The sequence below is a fragment of the Streptomyces pseudoechinosporeus genome, from assembly GCF_054783935.1.
The window spans coordinates 395,339-418,171 of the sequence record NZ_BAAGPS010000012.1; the positions used below are offsets into that span (position 1 = coordinate 395,339).

19 protein-coding genes are annotated in these 22,833 nt (G+C 71.8%); 6 read left to right on the forward strand and 13 right to left on the reverse strand.

Annotated elements, in window-relative coordinates; translation table 11 throughout:
- The first annotated feature begins 13 nt into the window (after nucleotides 1–13).
- The gene (locus tag ACYVO6_RS19415; RefSeq protein ID WP_461062654.1) at nucleotides 14–1,042 is read left to right on the forward strand and encodes a methyltransferase; all 1,029 of its coding nucleotides are present in this window, start codon (nucleotides 14–16) and stop codon (nucleotides 1,040–1,042) included.
- Nucleotides 1,043–1,112: 70 nt separating this feature from the next.
- On the opposite strand, the gene ACYVO6_RS19420 is transcribed toward ACYVO6_RS19415, so the two are convergent.
- The 8 genes from ACYVO6_RS19420 to ACYVO6_RS19455 all read right to left on the reverse strand — a co-directional run bounded on the left by ACYVO6_RS19420 (nucleotide 1,113) and on the right by ACYVO6_RS19455 (nucleotide 13,094).
- Nucleotides 1,113–2,849, reverse strand: coding sequence for an ABC transporter ATP-binding protein (locus ACYVO6_RS19420; protein ID WP_461062656.1), 1,737 nt, complete (start codon nucleotides 2,847–2,849; stop codon nucleotides 1,113–1,115).
- Nucleotides 2,846–4,660 (reverse strand): ABC transporter ATP-binding protein, encoded by a 1,815-nt coding sequence (locus ACYVO6_RS19425; RefSeq protein WP_461062658.1) that lies wholly within the window; start codon nucleotides 4,658–4,660, stop codon nucleotides 2,846–2,848. The genes ACYVO6_RS19420 and ACYVO6_RS19425 overlap by 4 nt, the downstream gene beginning before the upstream one ends.
- A 220-nt stretch (nucleotides 4,661–4,880) precedes the next feature.
- A complete protein-coding gene (locus ACYVO6_RS19430; RefSeq protein ID WP_461062661.1) occupies nucleotides 4,881–5,636 on the reverse strand; it encodes a class I SAM-dependent methyltransferase in 756 nt (251 codons plus the stop codon).
- The gene (locus ACYVO6_RS19435; RefSeq protein ID WP_461062663.1) at nucleotides 5,623–7,221 is read right to left on the reverse strand and encodes an MFS transporter; all 1,599 of its coding nucleotides are present in this window, start codon (nucleotides 7,219–7,221) and stop codon (nucleotides 5,623–5,625) included. The genes ACYVO6_RS19430 and ACYVO6_RS19435 overlap by 14 nt, the downstream gene beginning before the upstream one ends.
- 130 nt (nucleotides 7,222–7,351) lie before the next feature.
- Entirely contained in the window at nucleotides 7,352–8,017 is a 666-nt protein-coding gene (locus ACYVO6_RS19440) for a TetR/AcrR family transcriptional regulator (RefSeq protein WP_461062665.1), read from the reverse strand.
- 15 nt (nucleotides 8,018–8,032) lie between these two features.
- A complete protein-coding gene (locus ACYVO6_RS19445; protein WP_461062668.1) occupies nucleotides 8,033–10,558 on the reverse strand; it encodes an ABC transporter ATP-binding protein/permease in 2,526 nt (841 codons plus the stop codon).
- Entirely contained in the window at nucleotides 10,555–11,532 is a 978-nt protein-coding gene (locus tag ACYVO6_RS19450; RefSeq protein WP_461062670.1) for an ABC transporter permease, read from the reverse strand. The genes ACYVO6_RS19445 and ACYVO6_RS19450 overlap by 4 nt, the downstream gene beginning before the upstream one ends.
- Nucleotides 11,529–13,094, reverse strand: coding sequence for an ABC transporter substrate-binding protein (locus ACYVO6_RS19455; RefSeq protein WP_461062672.1), 1,566 nt, complete (start codon nucleotides 13,092–13,094; stop codon nucleotides 11,529–11,531). Before ACYVO6_RS19455 ends, ACYVO6_RS19450 begins: the two co-directional genes overlap by 4 nt.
- A gap of 185 nt (nucleotides 13,095–13,279) precedes the next feature.
- On the opposite strand from ACYVO6_RS19455, the gene ACYVO6_RS19460 reads away from it, so the two are divergent.
- A complete protein-coding gene (locus ACYVO6_RS19460) occupies nucleotides 13,280–14,011 on the forward strand; it encodes a maleylpyruvate isomerase family mycothiol-dependent enzyme (protein WP_461062674.1) in 732 nt (243 codons plus the stop codon).
- A 43-nt stretch (nucleotides 14,012–14,054) separates the two neighbouring features.
- Here the strand turns inward: ACYVO6_RS19460 and ACYVO6_RS19465 are convergent, their stop codons facing one another.
- Nucleotides 14,055–14,462: a MarR family winged helix-turn-helix transcriptional regulator gene (locus tag ACYVO6_RS19465; RefSeq protein WP_461062676.1), complete on the reverse strand. Its 408-nt coding sequence runs from the start codon at nucleotides 14,460–14,462 to the stop codon at nucleotides 14,055–14,057.
- Nucleotides 14,463–14,549: 87 nt separating this feature from the next.
- Here ACYVO6_RS19465 and ACYVO6_RS19470 point away from each other — a divergent pair, with 87 nt between their 5' ends.
- Both ACYVO6_RS19470 and ACYVO6_RS19475 read left to right on the forward strand, forming a co-directional pair.
- The gene (locus ACYVO6_RS19470; RefSeq protein ID WP_461062678.1) at nucleotides 14,550–16,034 is read left to right on the forward strand and encodes an MFS transporter; all 1,485 of its coding nucleotides are present in this window, start codon (nucleotides 14,550–14,552) and stop codon (nucleotides 16,032–16,034) included.
- Nucleotides 16,035–16,107: 73 nt separating this feature from the next.
- A complete protein-coding gene (locus ACYVO6_RS19475) occupies nucleotides 16,108–16,392 on the forward strand; it encodes a DUF6332 family protein (RefSeq protein ID WP_461062680.1) in 285 nt (94 codons plus the stop codon).
- Here the strand turns inward: ACYVO6_RS19475 and ACYVO6_RS19480 are convergent.
- From ACYVO6_RS19480 to ACYVO6_RS19490, 3 genes are read right to left on the reverse strand one after another with little or no spacing between them, the layout of a single operon-like run.
- Entirely contained in the window at nucleotides 16,353–17,018 is a 666-nt protein-coding gene (locus ACYVO6_RS19480; RefSeq protein WP_461062682.1) for a response regulator transcription factor, read from the reverse strand. The two genes, ACYVO6_RS19475 and ACYVO6_RS19480, sit on opposite strands and share 40 nt — an antisense overlap.
- On the reverse strand, nucleotides 17,015–18,298 hold the full coding sequence (locus ACYVO6_RS19485) for a sensor histidine kinase (RefSeq protein WP_461062684.1): 1,284 nt from the start codon (nucleotides 18,296–18,298) through the stop codon (nucleotides 17,015–17,017). The genes ACYVO6_RS19480 and ACYVO6_RS19485 overlap by 4 nt, the downstream gene beginning before the upstream one ends.
- Before the next feature lie 52 nt (nucleotides 18,299–18,350).
- Complete coding sequence (locus ACYVO6_RS19490; RefSeq protein WP_461062686.1) at nucleotides 18,351–20,510, reverse strand: MMPL family transporter; 2,160 nt, start codon at nucleotides 20,508–20,510, stop codon at nucleotides 18,351–18,353.
- 106 nt (nucleotides 20,511–20,616) lie between these two features.
- On the opposite strand from ACYVO6_RS19490, the gene ACYVO6_RS19495 reads away from it, so the two are divergent.
- A complete protein-coding gene (locus ACYVO6_RS19495; RefSeq protein ID WP_461062688.1) occupies nucleotides 20,617–21,462 on the forward strand; it encodes an AfsR/SARP family transcriptional regulator in 846 nt (281 codons plus the stop codon).
- On the opposite strand, the gene ACYVO6_RS19500 is transcribed toward ACYVO6_RS19495, so the two are convergent.
- A complete protein-coding gene (locus tag ACYVO6_RS19500; protein WP_461062690.1) occupies nucleotides 21,408–22,151 on the reverse strand; it encodes a TetR/AcrR family transcriptional regulator in 744 nt (247 codons plus the stop codon). The genes ACYVO6_RS19495 and ACYVO6_RS19500 overlap by 55 nt on opposite strands.
- A gap of 215 nt (nucleotides 22,152–22,366) precedes the next feature.
- Here ACYVO6_RS19500 and ACYVO6_RS19505 point away from each other — a divergent pair, with 215 nt between their 5' ends.
- The gene (locus tag ACYVO6_RS19505; protein ID WP_461062692.1) at nucleotides 22,367–22,816 is read left to right on the forward strand and encodes a nitroreductase family deazaflavin-dependent oxidoreductase; all 450 of its coding nucleotides are present in this window, start codon (nucleotides 22,367–22,369) and stop codon (nucleotides 22,814–22,816) included.
- Nucleotides 22,817–22,833: the final 17 nt, after the last annotated feature.

Below are 22,833 nucleotides of genomic sequence, written 5' to 3' on the forward strand. Positions count from 1 at the left end.
CCCCAGGAGCACCATGACCACCGTCCCGGACACCGCCCCCGCTCGCGTCGACCTGAACGCCCTCGCCGACCTCATCACGCCCTGGGCGATCAGGGTCGCGGCGACCCTGCGTCTTGCCGACCACATCGCCGCGGGCCACACGGAACTGACCGACCTCGCCCGGGCCGCGGGCGCCGACGCGGACGCGCTGCGCCGCATGCTGCGCGTGCTCACCGGCCGCGGCGTCTTCGCCGAACCGCGGGAGGACACGTACGCCCTGACGCCCGCGGCGGAACTCCTCAAGGGAGACGGGGCGTTCGGGCTGCGCGCCTGGTTCGATCTGGAGGGCATGGGTGGGCGTATGGACCAGGCCTTCGGGGGCCTGCTGGACACTGTGCGCACCGGACAGCCCGCGTATCCCCTCGTGCACGGGCGGTCGCTGTGGCAGGACACCATTGAGGACCCTGAACTCGCCCGTTCCTACGCCGAGTTGATGGCCGCGCACACCACGTTCGCGGCTCCGGAGGTCGTCACGGCCCATCCGTGGCCGGAGCACGGGCATGTGGTCGACGTCGGCGGTGGCTCGGGGTCCCTCCTCATGCGGCTGCTGAAAGCCCGCCCGGGGCTGCGCGGCACGCTGCTCGACCTGCCGGAGGCGGCGGAGGAAGCCCGGAGCGCGCTGGCGGCGGCCGGGCTCGGGGAGCGCGCGTCCGTGCACCCCGGCAGCTTCTTCGACCCGCTGCCGACGGGCGCCGACCTCTATCTGCTCACCTGGGTGCTGCACGACTGGAACGACGACGACGCGGTACGCATCCTGCGCCGCTGCGCCGAAGCGACGGCCGACGGAAGCGGCGAGATCCTGATCGTCGAGAACCTGGTCACCGACGGGCGCCGCGCCGACGTGGCCGCCGCCATGGACCTGAGGCTTCTGGTGCTGTTCGGCGGCCGTGAACGTACGCCCCGGCAGCTGGACGACCTGATGTCCCGCGCCGGACTGCGCGCGACCGGCCGCCGCGTCACCGGCACCGGCATCCATCTGGTGACCTGCGCGCCCGCCAGTTGACACGCGGACGGGCGGCACGGGTCATCACCGTGCCGCCCGTCTGTGTGTTCCGTGCGCTCCGTCCCGGTGTTCAGGAACGCGCCGCCAGGCGCCACCCCCGCGCCCGTTCCCGCTCGCCCCAGAAGTCCGCGTAGCGACCGCCGAGCGCCAGCAACTCCTCGTGCGTGCCTTGCTCCACGATCCGTCCGCCGTCCAGGAACGCGATCAGGTCGGCGCCGCGGATGGTGTCGAGGCGGTGGGCCACGACCAGCACTGTACGGTCCGCGGTGAGCGCGGCCAGGGCCTGCTGGACCGCGGCCTCGTTCTCGGCGTCGAGCGCCGAGGTCGCCTCGTCGAGCAGGACGACCGGGGCCTGCTTGAGCAGGGCGCGGGCGAGGGAGATCCGCTGGCGCTCGCCGCCGGACAGGGCCGTGCCGCCCTCGCCGACGCGGGCGGCCCAGCCGTCCGGCAGCCGCTCGGTGATCTCGTCGACGCGGGCTTGCCGCCCGGCGGCCCGCACCTCCTCGTCCGTGGCGTCCTCCCGTCCCGCACGGATGTTGTCCTCGATGGAGCCGGCGAAGAGGTACACGTCCTGGAAGACCATGGCGAGCCTGGACATCAGCTGCTCGGTCGTCAGGTCGCGGACGTCCGTGCCGCCGACGCGGACCGTGCCCGCGGTCACGTCCCAGAAGCGGGCGATGAGCCGCGTCACGGTGGTCTTGCCGGAGCCGGAGGGCCCGACCAGCGCCATGGTCTGCCCGGACGGGACGCGCAGGTCGAGTCCGTCGAGGACGGTCCGGTCGTCGCCGTAGCCGAAGGAGACGCCGTCGAGTTCGATGCCGTACGTGTCCGGGAGCGGCGCCGGAGTCTCAGGCTGCGTCAGCGGGGTGGCGGCGAGCACCTCGTCCAGGCGCTCCAACGTGCCGCGAGTGAGCCGCAGGGATCCGCCCAACTCGGCGGCGGCGCCCATGGGTTCGACGAACCGCACGGCGAGCACGAGCACCGCGATCAGCTCGCCCGCGGGGACCGAACCGTCGACCGCCAGGACCGTACCGAGCAGCAGGACGCAGGTGAAGCAGAGCTGCACGGCGAGCGCGAATCCCGCGATACCAGGCACCCCGATGCGTACGGCGGCACGGGACTTCGCGTGCTGCTCCCGCAGGGCGGCGTCGAGGAGTTCGTGATCCTCGGCCGTCCGTCCGAAGGCACGGAGCGCGGGCTGGTGGCGGGCGAACTCCACCAGCCGGTCCGCGGTTTCGACGGACGCGGCATGGGTCTGCCGGTCGACGTGGGCCATCAGCCGCCCGGACCAGCGGTACGCGGCAGCCGCGACCGGCGCTCCCACCAGCATGGCCAGGGCGAGCCGCCAGTCGAAGGCGAAGGTGGCCAGGACGACGACAGCGGGGGCGACGAAGGCGGTGCACAGCGGGCGCACCAGGTTGGCGGCAGCGTTCATCACCCCCACCACGCCCTGGCCCGCCAACTGGCCCAGCGCGCCGGTGCGTTCGCCGCCGAACCAGCCGAGGGGCAGCGCGACGACATGGTCACCGATGCGGCGGTGCAGCGCGCGCCCGAGTTCCGCGCAGAAGCGGTTGCCGCGTACGGCGGCGGTGAACGCGACGGCCCCGTAGGCGACTGTGGCCGCGGCAAGGGCGGCGACCCACGGCCAGGCCTCCTTCGGATCGTCACCGAGGAGCCGGGTTAGCAGCGGCACCAGGAGCGCGTACGCCACACCCTGGAGCGCCGCCGCGAGCGCCGCCCAGAGGACCACGCGGCGCAGTCCCCCCGTCTGCTCTCGGCCCAGGATCCGTATCAGCAGCGCCGTCATCGCGCCTCTCCCCTCTCGTGCTGGGCCGACGTCTGAAGGGCCCACATGCGTGCGTACGGGCCGTCCAGCGCCAGCAGTTGGTCGTGCGTGCCCTGTTCGGCGATGCGTCCGCCGTCCAGGACGACGATGTGGTCGGCGTCCCGGACGGTCGCGAGCCGGTGGGCGATGACCAGCAGGGTGCGGCCGGCGGCGAGCGCGGACAGGGCTCGCTGGACGGCGTCCTCGGACTCGGGGTCGGCGAAGGAGGTCGCCTCGTCGAGGACGAGGACGGGTGCGTCGGCGAGCAACGCCCGTGCCACGGAGAGGCGTTGGGCCTCGCCGCCGGAGAGCATGGCGTCCTCGCCGATCACCGCGTCGTAGCCGCGTGGCAGTGCGGTGATCCGCTCGTGGATGTGCGCGGCACGGGCGGCGCGCTCGACGGCCGTGTCGTCGGCGTCCGGCCGGCCGAGCCGGATGTTGTCGCGGACGCTGGTGCGCAGCAGATGGGGTTCCTGGAAGACGAAGGACACCTGGCGGTACAGATCGGCCGGTGCGAGCTCCCGGACGTCCGTGCCGCCGATACTCACCGTGCCGGCCGTGATGTCCCAGAAGCGGGGCACGAGGCGGGCGAGGGTCGACTTGCCCGAGCCGGAGGCGCCAACCAGCGCGGTGACGGTGCCGGGTCGCAGGGTGAGGTCGATGCCGCTGAGGACGTCCGTGTCACCGTCGTAGCTGAAGCTCACGCCGGTCAGCTCGACCCGGCCGTCCGGTCCCGGCGGGTTCGGCGCGGACGCCTCGGGCAGGGTGGGCGTGGCCAGCAGCGCGTGGATCTGACGGGCGCTCTGCAGGCCGCCCTGTACGGCGTGCCCGGACTGGGCGAGCCCCATCACGGACCCGGTGAGGGCCGGGCCCAGCAGGACGAACGGCACGAGGTCGACCGCGTCGGTCCACCCCTGGGTGACGAAGAGGGTTCCGGCAGCGGTCGCGACGAGCAGGGCGGCCGGGCCGGAGAGGGCGAGCGCGGCAGAGGTGCTGGCGCGTGTGGTGCTCATGATCCAGTCGCGGAAGAACACGGCGAAGTCGTCGGCAGCGTCGTCGTAGGCGCGGTGGGCGCGGGAGGTACGGCCGTACGCCTTGATCACCGTGATGCCGTGCACGAGCTCGACGACAGCGGCGTTGACGCGGCCCATCGAGCCGAAGAACCGTGCCGTCACCTCGTCCCCGCCGGACATGGCCTGCTTGAAGAAGTAGCCGCCGAGCAGCAGCGGCAGCAGGGCGACGAGGGCGAGCCGCCAGTCCACCGCGAACAGATACACCAGTGCGGTCAGCGGGGCCACGATCGCCGCGGTGACCTCCAGCGCGGTGTGCGCCACGAGGTGGTGCAGCGTGGAGATGTCGTCGCCCGCCGCCTTCTTCACCTCGCCCGAGCTGTTCTCGGTGAACCAGCCGAGCGGCAGCCGTCCCAGGTGCCGGGCCAGTCGGCGCCGGAGCCCGAGCTGGAGGTCGGCGTCGGCGTGGTGGGTGAGGACGCCGGCGGTCGCGTACAGCACGAGTCGCGCGACCAGGGCGGCCACGGCGATCCAGGCCGCGGTCCAGGCGCGGCCCTCGTCCGGGCCGCCGGATGCCAGCAGGGCACCGGCCAGTTCGGCGACGGCGATGAACGGGATCATCGAGCAGACCGCGGCGGCGGCCTGGGCCACGATGGCGGCGATCAGGCGCCCGCGTACGGGTGCGAGCAGGTCGCCGAGGCCCGGCGGCTTCCCGGGATCCTCGGGTGCCGGGACGGTGTCGGGGGTGCCCTCTCGCGTGTCCGCGAGGGCCGCGCCGGTCATCGGGGTACCTCCCAAGTGGTAGCTTGTGCGTCGTCCGGTCGGCGGCAACCAAGCAGGCCGGACCTACCGCCGGGCTGGCGGGATGTCAGGTCTGTGGAGCTGGCGTAAGACTGCTGGGCGTACCAACGTCCCTTGCCGTTCGTTCGGGGCAGCTGCTGTCTGAGAAGCAGAAATTTCGACCCGCGAGGGTCGAAACCCCCTGCTTCGACGGGGGGAGAAGTCAAGAGTGTTCCTCTCGGGTGGGACGGAATACGGCGATGTCGGGGGCGAGCGGCGTGCAGACGAAACCCGCCGCCCCCGCCTCCTCGGCAAGGACCTCGATGCCGATGCCGGACCAGGGCAGCGGCACGGTGTGTTCCCGTACGACCGTCTCGCCGTCGCGTACGCGGTAGGTGAGGGTCCAGCCGTCGTCGGCGCCCTCGCTCCACGAGTCGGCGTCCAGGGCGCCGACGCGACGGGTCGACAGCCGCAGCGGGGCCCGGGTCGGGGGCGCGGTGCGGTCGAGGACGTCGACGACGGCGGGGGCGCCGGGTGCCAGCCGCTCGCTCAACAGCCGCCAGAGCGCGGCGCGTTCGCCGGGTTCGAGGTGGCCGACGACTCCGAGTGCGACGGCCGCGCACAGGCGTGGCGGGAGTGGTACGTCAGCCAGGGTGCCCGCGATGACCGTGACGTGTTCGGCGAGTCCTGGACGGCAGGCGAGCCGGGTGGCCAGTGCGATACGCATCCCGGCGGACGGCTCCACCGCCAGTACCTGCGCGCCGGGTACGGCCACTGCCGCGGCCTCGCTGGACAGGCCCGTACCGGCGCCGAGGTCGAGCAGCGGTCCGTCGGCCGGGTCGACGCCGGCGAGGGCGCGGCGCAGGAGCGGGCCGAGCCGTGCCCAGGCGGGTCCGGCGAAGAGGTCGTAGAACTCGGCGGCGGCACCATAGACGTCGTGCGTGCCGTAGACATCGTGGGTGGTGTCAGGCAGGGACATCGGCCGGCTCCTTCGCGGTCAGCTGGTCCCTGTCACGTATGAGCGTCCACGAGGCGAGGGCGGCGAGCAGGCTGGCGACGGCCGCCGCCGCGCAGATCGTCGCGAGGCCGCCGGTGAGCGCGGAACGGGCGGCGTCCATGACCGGTTCGCGTGCGGCGGCGGGCAGGGCGCGTTCGAGCTGGCCGAACTGCCCGGCGGCGACGGCGTCCCGCACCTGCTGCCGCATCCCCTCGGGAACCTGGAGCGCGGCGAGCCGTGCGTCGTCCAGGTCGCTGTCGATCCGGGTGCTGAACACCGCGCCGAAGGCGGCGACTCCGGCCGCCGTACCGAGCGGGAAGAAGGTGTTGGTCATCCCGGACGCCATCCCGGCCCGCTCAGGAGGCACGACCCCGACAGCGATGCCCATCAGGGGCGGGAAGGCGATCGCCCCGCCGATGCCGAGGAGTACCAGGCCTGGCAGCATCACCAGCCAGGAGTCGTCGGGGCCGACCCGCACCATGGTGAGCAGTCCCACCGCGATGACCGCGGTGCCGAGCGCCATGACACCGCGCGTCGGCAGCACCTTGAGCAGCAGCCCGCTGAACGGCGCGACCAGCATGATGAAGGCCGTCATCGCCAGCAGCCGCAGCCCCGTGCCGAGTGGGCTGTAGCCGAGCATTCCCGACAACCACAGGATCAGATACGGCAGTATGCCGAAACTGACGACCCGGCAGACGAAGCTGAGCACGATCGCACCGCTGAACGACGGCACCCGCAACAGCCGTACGTCGAACATCGCCGCGTCCCTGCGCCGCGTCTCCCACGCCACGAACCCGGCGACGAGCACGACCCCACCGACGAGCGGCACCAGGGCGGACGCCGACGTCCAGCCGTCCTCCGGCCCGGTCACCAGGCCGTAGTTGAGGCCGAGCAGCGCCCCGGCGGCGAGCAGCAGCCCGGCGAAGTCGAACCGGCCCTCGGGACGCGGCAGTTCGCTCGCAGAGTCCCGAGGCACGCGCAGCGCGGTGCCGATCAGGATCAGCGCGCCGACGGGCAGGTTGATGTAGAAGATCCAGCGCCAGTCGAGGCCTTCCACGACCGCGCCGCCGACCAGGGGACCGAGGGCCGCCGCGGCGCCGCCCGCGGCCGAGAACATCCCGATGGCCGACTGGCGGCGCCGGCCCTCGTAGGCCCCGGCGATCAGGGCCAGGGCCGTGGACATCACCATGGCGCCGCCGAGGCCCTGCAAGGCGCGGCAGGCGATCAGCGTGCCGACGCCGGGTGCGGCGCCGCAGCCCGCCGACGCGGCGGTGAAGACGGCGACGCCGGTGAGGAACATGGTGCGGCGGCCTATGCGGTCGGACAGCGAACCGGCGGGCAGCAGGAGCGCGGCGAAGACCAGGGTGTAGGCGTTCACCACCCACTGGAGTCCGGTCAGTCCGGCGTCGAGATCCGCGGCTAGTTCGGGCAGGGCGACATTGACGACGGTGATGTCGAGTGTCATCAGCACGGCGGCCAGTGACGTCGTGGCGAGCAGCCAGCCGTTGCCGGGCGCCGGCTCCGGACCGGACTCGTCCTGCCGCTCTTGGCCTACATCCTGGGTCATGAGCAAAACCCCTTGCACATCTGGGAGTTGGCACTGGTGGGTAGTGGGTATACAACGTATACGCATGGTCGGACGACAGCTACGTGCCGCGTGCGATCCGGAAGACTCCGCCCCTGAGCCGGTCTCGGGGTCAGTCCGTCAGAAGGCCCCGCAGGAGGGCCTCGAGGCCGTGGCCGAACGCGTCCCCCTCAGCGTCCGCGCGCGGTGGCCGAGCCACCATGCGGGCCAGCCGGGGAAGCTCGTCCATCCGGACCCGGGACATCAGCTCATGACGGGCGGGGCGGCCCTCGGGCCGCAGCGCGGGCAGATACGACAGGTGCCCGAAGGTGTACCACCACAGCGCCCAGTAGGCGTCGGTCGCCTGCTCGTCGCTGAGCCCGGCCTCCTCCAGCAGGGTGAGCACATGCTCGACGAACCGCGAGGCGCGCGGGCCGAACAGCTCGCCGGCCTTGAGTACTTCGGCCACCCACGGCTCGGCCGTCAGATGGTCGTGCAGTGCCTTGAAAGCGAGGACCAGGCGGCGCGAGGGCGAACCGCCGCCGTCCGGGAGCACCAGTTGCTCGGCCACGTCGTCCAGCATCGCGACCAGCAGTTCGCGTTTGTCGCCCACGTGCCGGTACAACGCCATGGCCGTCACGCCGAGTTCGGCCGCCACGCGGCGCAGTGTGACCGCGGGCAGCCCCTCTTCGCGGGCCACCCGCCGCCCGATGGCCACGACGGCCGCCTTGCTCAGCGGGGTGCGCCGCTTCCCAGGTCCGGGCCGTCCCGCGTTGCTGTCGGTCGTCGTGCTCGGCATACCGCCACCCTAAAGTCACCGTGTCACGTCCTCTCCATGGGCCCGCGCCGGGCGGGGCATGGCCGCCACCAAGGCGCGTGTCACGTCGTGTTCGGGCCGGGTCAGCACCCGGGACGCCGGGCCCGCCTCACGGATCCGGCCGTCGTGGAGCACCGCCACCCGGCCGCCGAGACGAGCGGCGACCGACAGATCGTGGGTGACCATGACGACGGCGAGCCCCAACTCCGCCCGCAGGCGGGCGATCAGATCGGTGACTGAGGCCGCCACCGACGGATCCAGCGCGCTGGTCACCTCGTCGCAGAGCAGGACCTCGGGGCCCGCGGCCAGCGCACGCGCCAGCGCGACTCGCTGCCGCTGGCCGCCCGACAGCGCGCCCGGGTGCCGTTCGGCGAGCCCCGGGTCCAGGCCGACGTGCGCCAACAGCCGCTCCACCTCGGCCGGTTGACGTCCCGCCGGGATGTCCTGCCGGAACGTGAGCGGACGGCCGACGATCGCGGCCACCGTGTGCCGCGGGTTGAGCGACGCGTAGGGATCCTGGGGTACGAGCTGCATCCTGCGGAGCTGCCGGGGGTCGCGGTCGCGCACTGCGGGGGCCAGTTCCGCCCCGTGCAGGCGGATCTCGCCGCTCGTCGGAGTGTCCAGACCTGCGAGGCAGCGCAGTAGGGTCGTCTTGCCGCTGCCCGAGGGGCCGACGACGGACAGGCAGTCGCCGGGTTCGAGATCCAGGGACACCCCGTCAAGTACCGGTTGCCCGTGTACTCCCCGTACTCCGCGTACGAGGGAGATGTCCGACGCGCGGAGCAGCGCCCCTGGGCCTGCCCCTTGCACCGAGTCCGCTGCCGCGAGGGCCGCGGGCCGGGCGGCAGCCACCAGCGCCCGACCCCGCACACTGGCCGGCTCGGTCAACACGGCTTCGGCAGGCCCTTGTTCGACGATGCGCCCGGCGTCCATGACCGCCACCCGGTCAGCTACGGAGGCGACCGAGGCGAGGTCGTGCGAGACGAGCAGGACGGCCGTGCCCGTCTCACGCCGCAGCCGGGTCAGATCGGCGAGGAAGGCGGCGGCGGTGACGGTGTCGAGCGCGCTGGTCGGCTCGTCCAGAACCAGCAGCCGCGGTTCGGCGGACAGGGCGACCGCCAGCGCGACCCGCTGACGCTGCCCGCCCGACAACTGGTGCGGCCGACGGTCCACGACCTCGTCCGGCCGATCCAGTCCCGCGAGCAGCAGCGCCCGCTCGATCCGCTCCGGCCACTCGTCCTTCGGTGTCTGCCGTGCCCGCAGTACTTCGGAGATCTGGGCGCCGACGCGAAGATGTGACGCCAGCGCGGTACGCGGATCCTGGGCGACGTATCCGCACACGGACGCGCGCAGCCGCCTCAGCCGCCGCTCGTCCAGCCCCAGCGGACTGTGACCGTCGAGCCGCACCTCGCCGCCCGCATGCCGCAGCCCCGGCGCCACATATCCCAGGCCTGCGAGCACGAGGGTGGTCTTGCCGCTCCCCGACTCTCCCACCACGGCGAGGAGTTCACCGGGAGCGAGGTCGAGGTCCACGCCCTCCAGCACCGCATGCCCGTCGTCGGTCTCGACGCTCAGCCCACGCACGGAAAGCAGAGCACCGGGCGTCCCCGCCGACACATCGACGCTCTTCGCAGGATTGCGCCGACGGCCGACGGCCCTTGCATCAGAGCCAGGAAAGGCCACGTCGAGCAACAGGTTCGTAGAGAGCAGGAGTACGAGCAGCAGAGCCGCCGGAGCAAGAACAGCGAGCGGTTGCAAGGTCAGACCGTCGCGGTTCTCCAGGACCATCAACCCCCAGTCGGCGGTGGGGGGTTGGGCGCCGTATCCGAGGAAGGCGGCGGTGGCGACGACAGTGACCGCACCGAGGAACCGGACCCCCGCGTCGGCGGCCAGCACCGGCGCGAGATTGGGCAGCACCTCGCGCCCCAGCACGCTCGCCGTGCGCTCTCCCCGCGCGACGGCGACCTCCACATAGTCCTGGGCGAGGATGCGCAGCGTCGCCGCCCTGACCACGCGGATGCTCTCGGGCAGAAGTACGAGCCCCGCCGCGAGCGCGACGCCCGCCGTGCCGCGCCCGGTGGCCACGACCACCACGCTCAGCAGCAGGAAGGCGGGCAGCCCCAGCAAGACGTCGGCGAGGCGGAGGACCAGCGTGTCGGTCCACCCCTTGCGGTAGGCGGCGACCATGCCCGCCACCGCGCCCAGGACGCAGACCGCGGCCGTGACCGCGAGCCCGGTCAGCAGCAGCGAACGGCCGCCGGACAGCACCCGGCTGAGTACGTCGGAGCCCAACCGGTCGGTCCCCAGCGGGGCTTGGCCGCTGCCCGGCGCGTACGGGATGTCCACGGGCTCCGTCACGGCGTGCGGCGCGAACAGCGGCCCGAGCAGCGCGACCGCACCTACCAGCAGCAACACGGCGAGGGCGACGCGCCCGCGCCACCGTCGCCAGGCCGGGTTGGCCGCGGGGCGTCCGGCGTCCGGGGCGGCGGTGCCGGACGGCAGACGTACGGGAGTGACGGTCATCGCTGGTGCCTCTGCACGGGTTCGAGGAGCGGTACGGCCAGGTCGGCGGCGAGGTTCGCGGCCACCGCGACGGCCGCGCCGAGCAGCGCCACCGCCTGCACCACCGGGGCGTCCCGGGCGGCCGTGGCGTCCACCAAGAGCGCGGCGAGCCCGGGGTAGCCGAACAGGGATTCCGCGACCAGTGCCCCGCCCAGCAGGTAGGTGATGGACCGGGCGAACATCGGAATGGCGGGGCCGACCCCGGCGGGCAGGACGTATCGCAGGGCGACCCGGCGCTCGGGCACCCCGTTCAGCCGCGCGGCCTCCACCGCCGGTGACCGGGCGGCCTCGGCGACCCCGGTGCGTACCAGCCGCAGGTTCTGCGCCAGACACACCGAGACCAGGGTGAGCACCGGCAGGACGAGAACGGCCGGCTCGTCGAGCGGGCTCTGCCCGGCCCCGAGCAGCGACACCGCCGGCAGCCAGCCGAGTCCGGCCGCGAATACCGCCATCAGCACAGCGCCGGTGACGAACTCCGGGACCGCGGCCAGCCCCAGCGCCCCACCGGAGACGATCCGGTCGCCGCGCCGCCCGGCCCGCAGCCCCGCCCACAGGCCGAGACCGATGGCGAGCGGCACCAGCACGGCCGTCGCGGCGAGCCCCAGCACGAGGGAGTTGCCGAACCGGTCGGCGACCAGCTCGGCCACCGGCCGCCCATTGGCGTAACTGGCGCCGAAGTCACCGCGCACGACGTGCCCCAGCCAGTCGAGGTAACGCACCGGCGCGGGCCGGTCCAGGCCCAGCTCCGCGCGCAGGGCGTCAACGGCACCGGCCGACGCCTGCGGGCCCAGCCGGGCCGTGGCCGCGTCGCCGGGGGCAGCCTCGGTGGCGGCGAACACGAGCACCGACACGGCCAGGAGCACGAGCACAGCCCCCGCCACCCGTGCCGGCCACCAGCGCGAGAGCCGCGACCGCGACGACCTCAGGCGCCTCATGCGACGAACGCGTCCCGCAGACTCGGATAGTCGGCGTAGCCGAGCGACTTGACTCCGTGCGCCTTCGCCGCCGCCCCGGCCACCGTGGGCACCCGTGCGAACAACGCGTCACCGCCGTGCTCGTGCAGATGCCGCTGTACGTCCGCCACGCGCGAGCGGCGTTGCTCCTCCCGCGTGGCGCGGTTCATGGCGGCGATCAGCGGATCGAGCTCGGCCGCGCCCTTGGTTCCGGTGAGCGGAAAGGACGCCGTCGAACCGTAGTACGTCCGGATCATCAGAGGCAGCGGATTGGGGTGGTAGGCGGCGGTCTGGAGCGGCGTACTGAGGATCGTCTTGAAGTCGCTGTAGTAGTCCGCGGCGGGGACCTTGTCGAGGCTCGCCCTGATCCCGGCCTTCGCGAGCATCGGCACCATCGCGGTGGCACTCTCCTCGGTGCCGTAGTCGTAGTCGGAGGTGCGGATCCGCACCGCGAGCCCCTCCTGCCCGGCCTCCTTGAGGAGCTTGCGGGCCTGCTCGGGGTCGTGCTCGGTCTGTGCGATGCCGGTGTCGTAGTACGGCTGGTGCGCACCCACGAGGTCGTTGCCGGTCTCGCCCTGGCCGAGGGTCACGGTGCGTACCAGGGACTCGCGGTCGAGCGCGAGCTTCACGGCGCGGATCACGCGGGCGTCCGTGAACGGCTTCAGGCCGAGGTTCATGGGGAGGTTGAGGTCGACCCACAGGTCCTTGGGCGGTGTCTCGATGCGCAGCGCGCTGTTGCCGCGTTCGGTGCGCACGGCGGTGAGGGAGAGGCCGCCGGCGTAGTCGAACTGGCCGGACTTGAGCCCGCTGAGCCGGGCCGCCGCGTCGGTGACGGAGAGCAGCTCCAGCTCGTCGAGGTAGGGGCCGCCGTTGTCGGCGTCCCAGTAGTCCTCGCGCGGTGCGAGCACACTGCTGCGCCCCGCCTGCCACTTCTTCAGCACATACGGGCCGCTGCCCAGGGCCTTGGCGAGGTTCTTGGTGCCGTCGGGAAAGACGAACATGGAGTGCGCGAGGGCCAGATCGAAGAATCCGTCGGCCATGGTCAGCGGCAACTCGACGGTCCGCGCATCGCGAGCGCGGGCCTTCTTGAGGTCGAGGTGGGCGACGAACCCGCCCTGCGGGCTCCGCTTCTCCACCAGCGTGCGCAGGCTGAACAGCACGTCGTCCGCGGTGAGTTGACGCCCGTCGCTGAAGGTGACGCCCTTCCTGACGCGTACGGTCCACTGCGTCGCGTCGGCGTTGGGTTCGACGGTTTCCGCGAGCCGCCACACGGGCTTGCCGCCGTCCAGTTCACCGAGGGTGTCCCAGACGACCCGGGCCCGTACGTAATCGATGCCGACGCCCGCGGCGAGTGTGGGGTCGGTGGACTCCGCACTCGCGCCGATGAACGCCGCCCGCAGCTTCCCGCCCTTGCGCGGCGCGACGGACGCCTCCGCACCGGCGGGCTCCTCGCTCCCGTCCCCGCAGGCCGCGAGCGCCCCGCCGACGACAACTGTCGCCGCCCCTCCCGAAACACCGCGCAGCACGGCACGCCGAGTTATCACTCCGTGGCCCTCATCTTCCTGTGGTCACGCCAGAGTTCCCCGGACCAGGACGACCCGAGGTATACGCGGTATACGACAGTACTCGTATCGACAATCGTTTTCAATAGCCAGCGGCAGTCCGGACACCGCCTCGACCAGGGAACATTCCTTCCCCTCGACCGCACTCCATCCGGCAGACTCACCGCATGGAGACTGCGCAGTTCATCGAAACCCTGGATACCGAGGGCCAGTTGCTGGCGACGGCCGCCGAAGAGGCCGGGACCGACGCCAAGGTGCCCACCTGCCCCGGCTGGCAGGTGCGGGACCTGGTGCGGCACACGGGCATGGTGCACCGCTGGGCCACGGCGTTCGTCGCCGAGAGACACACCTCGTACCACCCCGATGAGGGCCTGCCGGATCTGGACGGTACGGAATTGCTGGCCTGGTTCCGCGAGGGCCACCGCCGGCTGGTCGACACGCTCGCGGGTGCCCCTGCCGACGTGGACTGTTGGAGCTTCCTGCCCGCACCCTCGCCGCTCGCCTTCTGGGCACGGAGACAGGCGCACGAGACGACGGTGCACCGGTACGATGCGGAGTCCGCGCTCGGCGGAACCCCGAGCCCGATCGCCGTCGACTTCGCGGTCGACGGCGTCGACGAGCTGCTCCTCGGCTTCCACGCACGCAAGAAGAGCAGGGTGCGCACGGAGGTGCCGCGCGTGCTGAGGGTGCGGGCCGAGGACACCGACGCGGTGTGGACCGTACGGCTGTCAGCCGAGCCGCTGGTCAGCGAGCGGGGCGAACTGGCCGACGCCGACTGCGAGTTGACGGGCCCGGCGACCGAGCTCTACCTGTCGCTGTGGAACCGTCGGCCGTTCCCGAGGGTGACCGGAGACTCCTCCATCGCGACGCTGTGGCGCGAGACGTCGGCGGTCACCTGAAACTGAGTCCTGACTGCTCGGCGGGACCAGGCGGCAAGCCCCGTCAGTCGGCCGAACCGTCCGCCAGCATCCGCCCCAGCACCGCGCGCTGCACCGGCAGTACGTCGCCGTGCAGCGCGCGCCCCTTCGACGTGAGGGAGACACGTACGCCCCGCCGGTCCTGCGGGCACATGCAGCGCTCCACGAGGCCGTCCTTCTCGAGCCGGCTGATCAGCCGGGACAGTGCGCTCTGACTGAGATGGACCCGATCGGCGATCTCCTGGACGCGATACGCACCGGCGCCGTCGGACGCGGCGCATCCTGCCAGCACGTCGAGCACCTCGAAATCGCTGGCGCACAAGCCGTGTTGATGCAGTGCGCGGTCGAGCTCGGACACGGTGCGCGCATGCACCGCGAGGATGTCGCGCCACTGGTCGACGAGCCCCTGCTCGGCGTTCTCCACAGCCGCCATGAGGCCGCACCGTAGCAAAGAACCGGCTTTGTTGCATCCGAATTAAATGCGCTTGCATCCAATGCATGCGCATGTACTGTGAGGCGCATGACCTCTCCGCTCACCAACTCCGCGGCTCAGGAACGCTGGACACCTCGCCTGTGGGGCACCCTCCTGGTGCTCTGCGCCGCGATGTTCCTGGACGCGTTGGACGTGTCGATGGTCGGCGTCGCCCTGCCGTCCATCGGATCCGAACTCGACCTCTCCACCTCGGCCCTGCAATGGGTCGTCAGCGGCTACATCCTGGGCTACGGCGGCCTGTTGCTCCTCGGCGGACGGACCGCCGACCTGCTGGGCCGCCGCCAGGTCTTCCTGGTCGCCCTGGCCGTCTTCGCGCTCGCCTCGCTGCTCGGCGGACTCGTCGACTCCGGCCCGCTGCTGATCGCCAGCCGCTTCATCAAAGGCCTGAGTGCGGCCTTCACCGCGCCCGCGGGCCTGTCGATCATCACCACGACCTTCGCCGAGGGCCCGCTGCGCAACCGCGCCCTCTCGATCTACACCACCTGCGCCGCCACCGGCTTCTCCATGGGCCTCGTCCTGTCCGGGCTGCTCACCGAGGCAAGCTGGCGCCTGACCATGCTGCTGCCCGCGCCCATCGCGATCATCGCCCTGATCGCCGGCCTCAAGCTGCTCCCGCGCAGCGAGCGGGAGAAGGACCACAACGGCTACGACATCCCCGGTGCCATCATCGGCACGGCCTCGATGCTGCTGCTCGTCTACACCGTCGTCCAGGCCCCGGAGGTCGGCTGGGCCTCGGCCCGTACGCTGCTCTCGTTCCTCGCGGTCGCCGTCCTGCTCACGGTCTTCGTCCGGATCGAGCAGCGCTCGGCGGGTCCGCTGATCCGGCTCGGGGTGCTGCGCTCCGGCAACCAGATCCGGGCCCAGCTCGGCGCGATGACGTTCTTCGGCTCGTACATCGGCTACCAGTTCCTGGCCACCCTCTACCTGCAGACGCTGCTCGGCTGGTCTGCCCTGGAGACGGCGCTGGCCTTCCTGCCCGCGGGCGCGCTGGTGGCGCTGTCCGCCACGAAGATGGGAGCCGTCGTCGACCGGTTCGGCACCCGGCGGCTGATCCCGGTCGGCTTCGCCCTGATGGCCCTCGGATACGTGCTGTTCCTGCGCATCGACCTCGAGCCCGTGTACGCGGCGGTGATCCTGCCGACGATGCTGTTCATCGGTGCCGCCTGCGCGCTGGTCTTCCCCTCGCTCAACATCCAGGCCACCAACGGCGTGGACGACCACGAGCAGGGCATGGTCTCGGGCCTGCTCAACACCTCGGTGCAGGTGGGCGGCGCGATCTTCCTGGCGGTCGTGACGGCCGTCGTGACCGCGAACGCCTCCGACGACGCCTCTCCGCAGGCCGTTCTCGACAGCTACCGCACGGGGCTGATCGTGGTGACGGCGATCGCGGTGGCGGGGCTGCTCATCACGGCCACGGGTCTGCGCAAGCAGCGTACGCAGGGGCCTGGGCGGACAGTCCTGGTCGCCAAGTCCGAGCCCGTACAGGACGAGCGGGTACCGGTCCGCGACTGATCCCTCTACGCAACTACGTGCGCCCGGCGGGCTGTTCTTGCCCGCCGGGCGCCCTGCTGTGAGACTTCGGCGTATGGGGAACAGTGGGGGACGGCGGACTCAGGCCGAGCGGGACGCGATGACCGTCGAGATCGGCTACGCGCTGGCCAGTGCGGCGGCCTTGGCCGCCCTCGTGTTCGGGGCCGTGTCCGGTCCGGCGCTGCTCTTCGATCTGGCGCCCGGCGCCGAGGACCTGCTGCTCATGGCCGGGAGCGGGCTCGCGGTCATCCTCTTCTTCGTACGTGTCGTCAGTGTGCTGGTCCGTTTCCAGCGCGGGCCTCAGCCCAGCCAGCCCGGCCGTACCAACCCCGACTCATAGGCCAGTACGACCAGTTGGGCCCGGTCACGCGCGCCCAGCTTCACCATCGTGCGGCTCACATGCGTCTTCGCCGTGAGCGGGCTGACGACCAGACGGCGGGCGATCTCGTCGTTGGACAGCCCGATGCCGACCAGGGCCATCACCTCCCGCTCCCGCTCCGTGAGCTCGACGAGCGACTGAGCGACGGCCGGCTCCTTGGACCGGGCAGCGAACTCGGCGATCAGCCGCCGCGTCACGCCGGGCGAAAGCAGCGCGTCGCCTTCGACCACGGCCCTGACCGCGCGCAGCAGTTCGTCCGGTTCGGTGTCCTTGACGAGGAAGCCGGAGGCCCCGGAACGGATGGCCTCGAAGACGTACTCGTCGAGCTCGAAGGTGGTGAGCATGACCACCTTGACGTCCTGCAGGCCGGCGTCCTCCGTGATGCGGCGGGTCGCTTCGAGACCGTCGAGCCGGGGCATACGGATGTCCATCAGGACGACGTCGGGGCGCAGTTCGCGCACCTTGCGCAGCGCCTCCTCGCCGTCGGCGGCCTCTCCGACCACCTCGATGTCCTTCTGTGCGTCGAGGAGCGCCTTGAAGCCTGCGCGGACCAGTGACTGGTCGTCGGCGAGCAGTACGCGGATCACCGGTCCTCCTTGAGCTCGGCGGGCTTGGCCTTGTGCTCGAGCGGCAGTACGGCCAGTACCCGGAAACCGCCGTCCTCGCGCGGCCCGGCCTCGATCGTGCCACCCAGGGCCGCAGCGCGCTCCCGCATTCCGGCCAGTCCGTTGCCGCTGCCGCCCGCGTCCGCGCCGGTCGCCGGGCCGTCGTCGTCGATACGGAGCTTCAGGGCGTCGTCCTCGTAATCGACCAGCACGCGCGCGTGCCGCGAACCGGAGTGCCGTACGACGTTGGTCAGGGCCTCCTGGACGATGCGGAAGGCGGCGAGATCGGCGCCCGGCGGCAGGGCTCTGCGCTTCCCCTGGGTCTCGACGCCGACGGTCAGTCCGGCGCTCGCCGCCTGCTCGACGAGCTCGGGCAGCCGGTCGAGGCCGGGCGCTGGCGCGCGCGGCGCGTCGCCAGGCGTACGCAACGTGTCGAGCACCTGGCGGACCTCCCCGAGGGCCTCCTTGCTCGCCGCCTTGATGGTGGTGAGCGCGGTACGTGCTTGATCCGGGTCGGAGTCGAGCAGCGCGAGGCCCACGCCCGCCTGGACGTTGATGACCGAGATGCTGTGCGCCAGGACGTCGTGCAGCTCGCGGGCGATCCGCAGCCGCTCCTCGTCGGCCCGCCGCTGGGCCGCCTGCCGGCGCTCCGCCCGGTCCCGGTCCCACTGCTCACGGCGTACGCGGACGAGTTCGGAGACCGCGGCGATGGCCACCATCCAGGTGGCCACTGAGATGTCCTCGCCCCAGTCGCCCACCGTGTCGTCGTTCGGCGGCAGCCACTGGTAGAGCCAGTGCCCCTCCAGCAGATGGGCCACCCACAGCATGCCGAGCGCCGCCCAGGCCGCCCGCCTGTGCCCGGCGACGACGGCGCTGAAGCAGGCGAGGGCGATGGTCAGGAAGATCGGGCCGTACGGATATCCGGCACCGAAGTAGACCAGCGCCGACGCCACGACGCCGAACACCACGAACACCGGATACCGATGCCGCCACAGAAGCAGGAGGGTGCCCACGAGCAGCAGGGCCCGGGCGAAAAGGCCCAGGGACTCGCGGGCACCCTCCTGGGCCTGTGCGGCGAAGTTACTGCCGACCTGCACGAACACGGTGAGCAGCAGCGTCGAACGCCAGGGCAGGCGCGGCCGGCTCTCCTCTGCCTCGTCGTCGCCCTGGTTCCACCACGGCGGCCCGTGCCGCCATCGCCACGGTGGTCCGCCCCGCGCCCAGGGCGGACCACCGCTCAGGCGTGTGCGCTGCTCTTCCATGCCAACCACGCTAGACGCCACGGCCGCACCGGGCGTCCGCCGAGCGTGGTGATCACACGTACTCCCGGGGAAGTACCGCCTCTGTTCGCGGCTGCTCCCCCTCCCTGATGCGGAAGCGGCGCAGGAGTTTCGGCGCCCACCAGTTCGCGCGCCCCGCGAGCCGCATCGTCACGGGCAGCAGCACCACCCGGATCAGGGTCGCGTCGACGAGGATCGTCAGGGCCGTGCCGAGACCGAGCTCCTTGAGGAAGACGACGCCGCCCGTGACGTACGACAGGAAGGACAGCGCGAGGATCCCGGCCGCCGCGGTGATCAGCGGCGCGCTCCGCCGAATCCCCTCGCCGACCGCGCGCTCGGTGTCGCCGGTCCGGTCGTGCTCCTCCTTGATGCGCGACAGCAGGAACACCTCGTAGTCCATCGACAGGCCGTACGCCACACAGAACATCAGCACCGGAATGCTCGGCTCGATCGAGCCGGTCGGCGTGAACCCGAGCAGCCCGGACAGATGCCCGTCCTGGAACACCCACACGAGGCAGCCGAACATCACCGAGAGGCTGAGCAGGTTCAGCACGGTCGCCTTGGCGGGCAGCAGCACACTGCCGGTCATGAGGAAGAGGATCAGGTACGTCGCCACAAGCACGATCCCGGCGGCGAGCGGGAGCCGGTCGAGGAGCGTGGACCGGAAGTCGGTGGTCTCTCCGGGGTAACCGCCGACGAGCACCGGGGCAGGCGCGGGAGTCTCCCTGACGCGCTCGACCAGCGCGGGTACGTCACCGTACATCGCCTGCTGCGTCGGGACGAGAGCCAGTCGTACGCGGCCGTCGGGCGCCGTGAGCCGGTCCTGCCCCGCCGCTCCCGCCCGCTCGCCCTCACGGTAGGCACCGGAGGGTGCGTCGACCTGGAACACGCCCGGGATACGGGAGAGTTGGGCGGCGTACGCGCGCGTGTCGGCCCTTTCCGCGAGGACGACCTGGATGGTGTCCGTGGGCTCGGCGGGAAACTCCCTGTGCACGATCTCGGACGTGGTGCGCGAGGAGGTGCCTTCGGGGAGCGTCCGCTCGTCGGGCAGGCCGAAGCGCAGCCCCAGAAGGGGTGAGGCGGCGAGCAGCAGGACCGTGAGGACTCCGGCGCCTGCGATCAGAGGGCGACGCATCGCCGTGAGGGCCGTGCGGTGCCAGAAGCCGGACGCGGGAGCGGTGTCGCGTTCGACGCGGTGGCCCCAGCGGGCCAGGGCCGCCGGCAGGAAGAGCACCGCTCCGGTCACCGCGGTCACCACGACCAGCACACCCGCGTACGCGAACGAGCTGAGGAAGAAGAACGGGAACACCAGCAACGCGCACAGCGACACCGCCACCGTCACCGCGCTGAAGACCACCGTGCGCCCGGCGACCGCCGTCGCCCGCACCACGGCGTCGGGCTGGGCATGCCCGGCGGCGCGCTCCTCGCGATAGCGGCTGATCACGAACAGGCTGTAGTCGACGCCGAGTCCGAGGCCCAGGACGAGCGCGAGGTTGGCCGCGAACGTCGACACCTCGGTGAACTGCGCGATCGCCCGCAGCCCGGCGAGCGTCCCGAGCACGGACAGCAGACCGACCCCGACGGTCAGCAGGGCGGCCGTGGTGCGCCGGTAGACGAGGATCAGCAGGAGTACGACGGCGGGCAGCGCGAAGAGCTCCGCGCGGAGGAAGTCCGTGCGGGCCTGCTCGCCGACCTGCCGTGAGATCTCCTCCTGTCCGCCCACCTGAACGGTGAGTTCGGGGGTGGTACGCGTCAACTGTGGGGAGAGCGTGGCGAGTTCCTCGCGTGCCTCTGTGGCGCCAGCTTCGAGGCGGGCCAGCACGAGGGCGCGATCGCCATTGGTGCTGCGCAGGGCCGGGCTCTCCGCGTCCCAGTACGACGTGACGTCTGTGACCAGAGGCAGCCTCTCGACCTCTCTGGCGAACGCACGGGCCGCCCTCTCCGTACGTTCGCTGTCCACGTCGCCGTCGCGTGCAGTGACGAGGAGCGCGAGGTTGGGGTTGCCGGTGCCGAACTCCTCACGGAGCACGTCGCCCGCGCGCACCGACTCGGTGTCGGGCGCGCTCCAGCGCGAGAGGTCCAGGTCGCTCTGGGCGCCCGCGCCGTACGCGCCGAGGCCGAGAAACGCGAGGAGTACGCCGATCAGGACGGCGCGGCTGCGCCGCACCGCCAGGCGGCCGAGCCGGGTGAGCATCTTGGTGGGCCTTTCGCCGGGGATCCGTGCCCGACACGGTCGCTCCGGTCGCTGACCGTCCGCTGGAAGATCCACTGGAACGCGGGGGTCGGGCTACCCTCGACGCATGGGTGAGGGGACGCGGAAGGGCTTGGGCGAGGGGACGCCGGGCGGGTCGCGCGAGGCCGCAGACAGCGGCGGTCTGCGCTTCGAACTGCTCGGTCCGCTCAGGGCGTTGCGCGACGGCGCCGAGGTGCCGCTGGGCCCGCCGAAGCAGCGCGCCGTACTCGCCGTACTGCTCCTCCAGGAAGGCCGCTCCCTCTCGTACGAGGCTCTGGTCGAGGCGGTGTGGGGCGGCACCCCGCCTCTGCATGTACGCAACCTCGTGCAGAAGTACGTCTCCGGGCTGCGCCGGGCCCTGGGTGACGCCGCGGAGCTGTTGTGGACGGGCAGCGGATACCGGCTCACCGGCGCGGACATCGACGACCTGCGCGAGCGGCGGAAGTTGATCGACGAGGCGCTCGCCGCGCGGGACACGGGTGACCTGCGACGCGCGGGTGAACTGGCCACGCGCGCCGAGGAGTTCTGGCGCGGCGACTTCGCGGAGGGCCTGCAGGCGCCCTACTTGGCGGCGGAGCGGCTGCGCTGGGCCGAGAAACGGCTCACCGTGCTGGAGGCGCGGCTGGCCGGTGAGATCGAACTCGGCCGGTCCTTCGAGTACGTCCACGAGCTCGTCCGGCTCGTCGCCGCGTACCCCTTGCGGGAGCGGCTCGTCGAGCTGCTGATGCTCGCCCTGTACCGGACGGGCCGCTCCTCGGACGCGCTGGCCGCCTACGAAGCGGCGCGGCAGCGGCTGGCGGAGGCGATGGGCGCGGATCCGGGGCCGCCGCTGCGGTCACTGCACACGCGGATCCTGCGTCAGGACCCCGACCTGCTGCCGCTGTCTCCCGTTCCTCCCGTGCCGGTGTCCTGAGGGAACACCAGCCCCACGCCATGGCCGAGTTGGGCGGCCGCGTGCCGGAAGAACGCCTCACGGTCCTCAACCACGCGGTTGAACTGGCCGAACAGCTCGAAGCCGATCAGCCCGAACAGCTGCGCCCATGCCGCGACAAGCGCCGTCACCACCTCCGGCGGCAGATCGGGTGCGAGGTCCTGGCCCAACCGCCACGCCTCCGGCTTGAGTTCGGCGGGCAGGCGTGGCAGGGCGACGCCCACGCCCCGGTGTGCGTCGCGGACGATGCCGATGAGTAGCAGCCCGACCCGGGACGCCGCCGGCACGGTCGAGTCGGGGGCGGCGTATCCAGGCACCGGCGAACCGTAGATCAGCGCGTACTCGTGCGGATGCGCGAGCGCCCAGCCGCGCACCGCCTCGCACACCACGGCCCAGCGCCGGATCGGGCCGGCGTCGGCGACCTTCTCGTGCGCGGCCTCCGCACTCTCGCCAAGCGAGTCGTAGGCGTCGATGATGAGGGCGGTCAGCAGGTCGTCGCGGCTGGGGAAGTAGCGGTACAACGCGGAGGAGACCATGCCGAGTTCGCGGGCCACGGCCCGCAACGAGAGCTTGGCGGCGCCTTCCTTCGCGAGCTGTCTGCGCGCCTCGTCCTTGATGGCCGCGGTGACTTCGGTCCTGGCTCGGGCGCGGGCTCCTCGGGCGGTACTCATGCCAGGCAGTGTCCCATGAAATCGGAGCACTGCACACAAACGTGAGCGGTGCTCTGAAGTTGGATCGACGCTCTCGCATCATCGTAACGCTCACACTAGAGAGCGGTGCACACATTCGAGAGCACTGCTCTTGCTTTGGATCGCCGATCTCGTGCACACTGCTCTCAAGCGAGAGCAATGCTCTCGCAACCGACATCACCAGTGGGGGTCCCGCGATGGCACAGCAGCGCTACATCAAGCCCGGCGGCTTCGAGGCCGGCATGAACCGCTTCATCGGCTGGCTCGCCCGCCGCGGCCTCAGCCTCGTCGGCAACGCCGAGCTCTCCATCCGCGGCCGCAAGAGCGGCGAGTGGCGGCGCGTGCCGGTCAACCCGCTCCCCTACGAAGGCGGCCCGTACCTCGTCTCGGCGCGCGGCCACTCCGAGTGGGTGCGCAATCTGCGGGCGGCCGGCGGCGGGCGGCTCCAAGTGGGCCGTAAGACACAGGAGTTCACGGCGGTGGAGCTGCCCGACGAGGAGAAGCCCGTCGTCCTGCGCACCTACCTCAAGAAGTGGGGCTGGGAGGTCGGCCGTTTCTTCGGTGACGTCACGGCCAAATCCAGCGACGAGGAGCTGCTCGCCGCCGCGCACAACCACCCCGTCTTCCGGATCACCGTCAAGGGCTGAACCACGCCCCCCTGTGT

Bases quoted from the DNA above. Each gene is read 5' to 3' on its own strand.
- ACYVO6_RS19490 (WP_461062686.1), bottom strand. From the start codon at position 20,510: ATGCTCACCCGGCTCGGCCGCCTGGCGGTGCGGCGCAGCCGCGCCGTC.
- ACYVO6_RS19440 (WP_461062665.1), bottom strand. From the start codon at position 8,017: ATGCCGAGCACGACGACCGACAGCAACGCGGGACGGCCCGGACCTGGG.
- ACYVO6_RS19425 (WP_461062658.1), bottom strand. From the start codon at position 4,660: ATGACCGGCGCGGCCCTCGCGGACACGCGAGAGGGCACCCCCGACACC.
- ACYVO6_RS19465 (WP_461062676.1), bottom strand. From the start codon at position 14,462: ATGGCGGCTGTGGAGAACGCCGAGCAGGGGCTCGTCGACCAGTGGCGC.
- ACYVO6_RS19460 (WP_461062674.1), top strand. From the start codon at position 13,280: ATGGAGACTGCGCAGTTCATCGAAACCCTGGATACCGAGGGCCAGTTG.
- ACYVO6_RS19495 (WP_461062688.1), top strand. From the start codon at position 20,617: ATGGGTGAGGGGACGCGGAAGGGCTTGGGCGAGGGGACGCCGGGCGGG.
- ACYVO6_RS19475 (WP_461062680.1), top strand. From the start codon at position 16,108: ATGGGGAACAGTGGGGGACGGCGGACTCAGGCCGAGCGGGACGCGATG.
- ACYVO6_RS19445 (WP_461062668.1), bottom strand. From the start codon at position 10,558: ATGACCGTCACTCCCGTACGTCTGCCGTCCGGCACCGCCGCCCCGGAC.
- ACYVO6_RS19485 (WP_461062684.1), bottom strand. From the start codon at position 18,298: ATGGAAGAGCAGCGCACACGCCTGAGCGGTGGTCCGCCCTGGGCGCGG.
- ACYVO6_RS19500 (WP_461062690.1), bottom strand. From the start codon at position 22,151: ATGAGTACCGCCCGAGGAGCCCGCGCCCGAGCCAGGACCGAAGTCACC.
- ACYVO6_RS19420 (WP_461062656.1), bottom strand. From the start codon at position 2,849: ATGACGGCGCTGCTGATACGGATCCTGGGCCGAGAGCAGACGGGGGGA.
- ACYVO6_RS19430 (WP_461062661.1), bottom strand. From the start codon at position 5,636: ATGTCCCTGCCTGACACCACCCACGATGTCTACGGCACGCACGACGTC.
- ACYVO6_RS19470 (WP_461062678.1), top strand. From the start codon at position 14,550: ATGACCTCTCCGCTCACCAACTCCGCGGCTCAGGAACGCTGGACACCT.
- ACYVO6_RS19435 (WP_461062663.1), bottom strand. From the start codon at position 7,221: ATGACCCAGGATGTAGGCCAAGAGCGGCAGGACGAGTCCGGTCCGGAG.
- ACYVO6_RS19415 (WP_461062654.1), top strand. From the start codon at position 14: ATGACCACCGTCCCGGACACCGCCCCCGCTCGCGTCGACCTGAACGCC.
- ACYVO6_RS19505 (WP_461062692.1), top strand. From the start codon at position 22,367: ATGGCACAGCAGCGCTACATCAAGCCCGGCGGCTTCGAGGCCGGCATG.
- ACYVO6_RS19450 (WP_461062670.1), bottom strand. From the start codon at position 11,532: ATGAGGCGCCTGAGGTCGTCGCGGTCGCGGCTCTCGCGCTGGTGGCCG.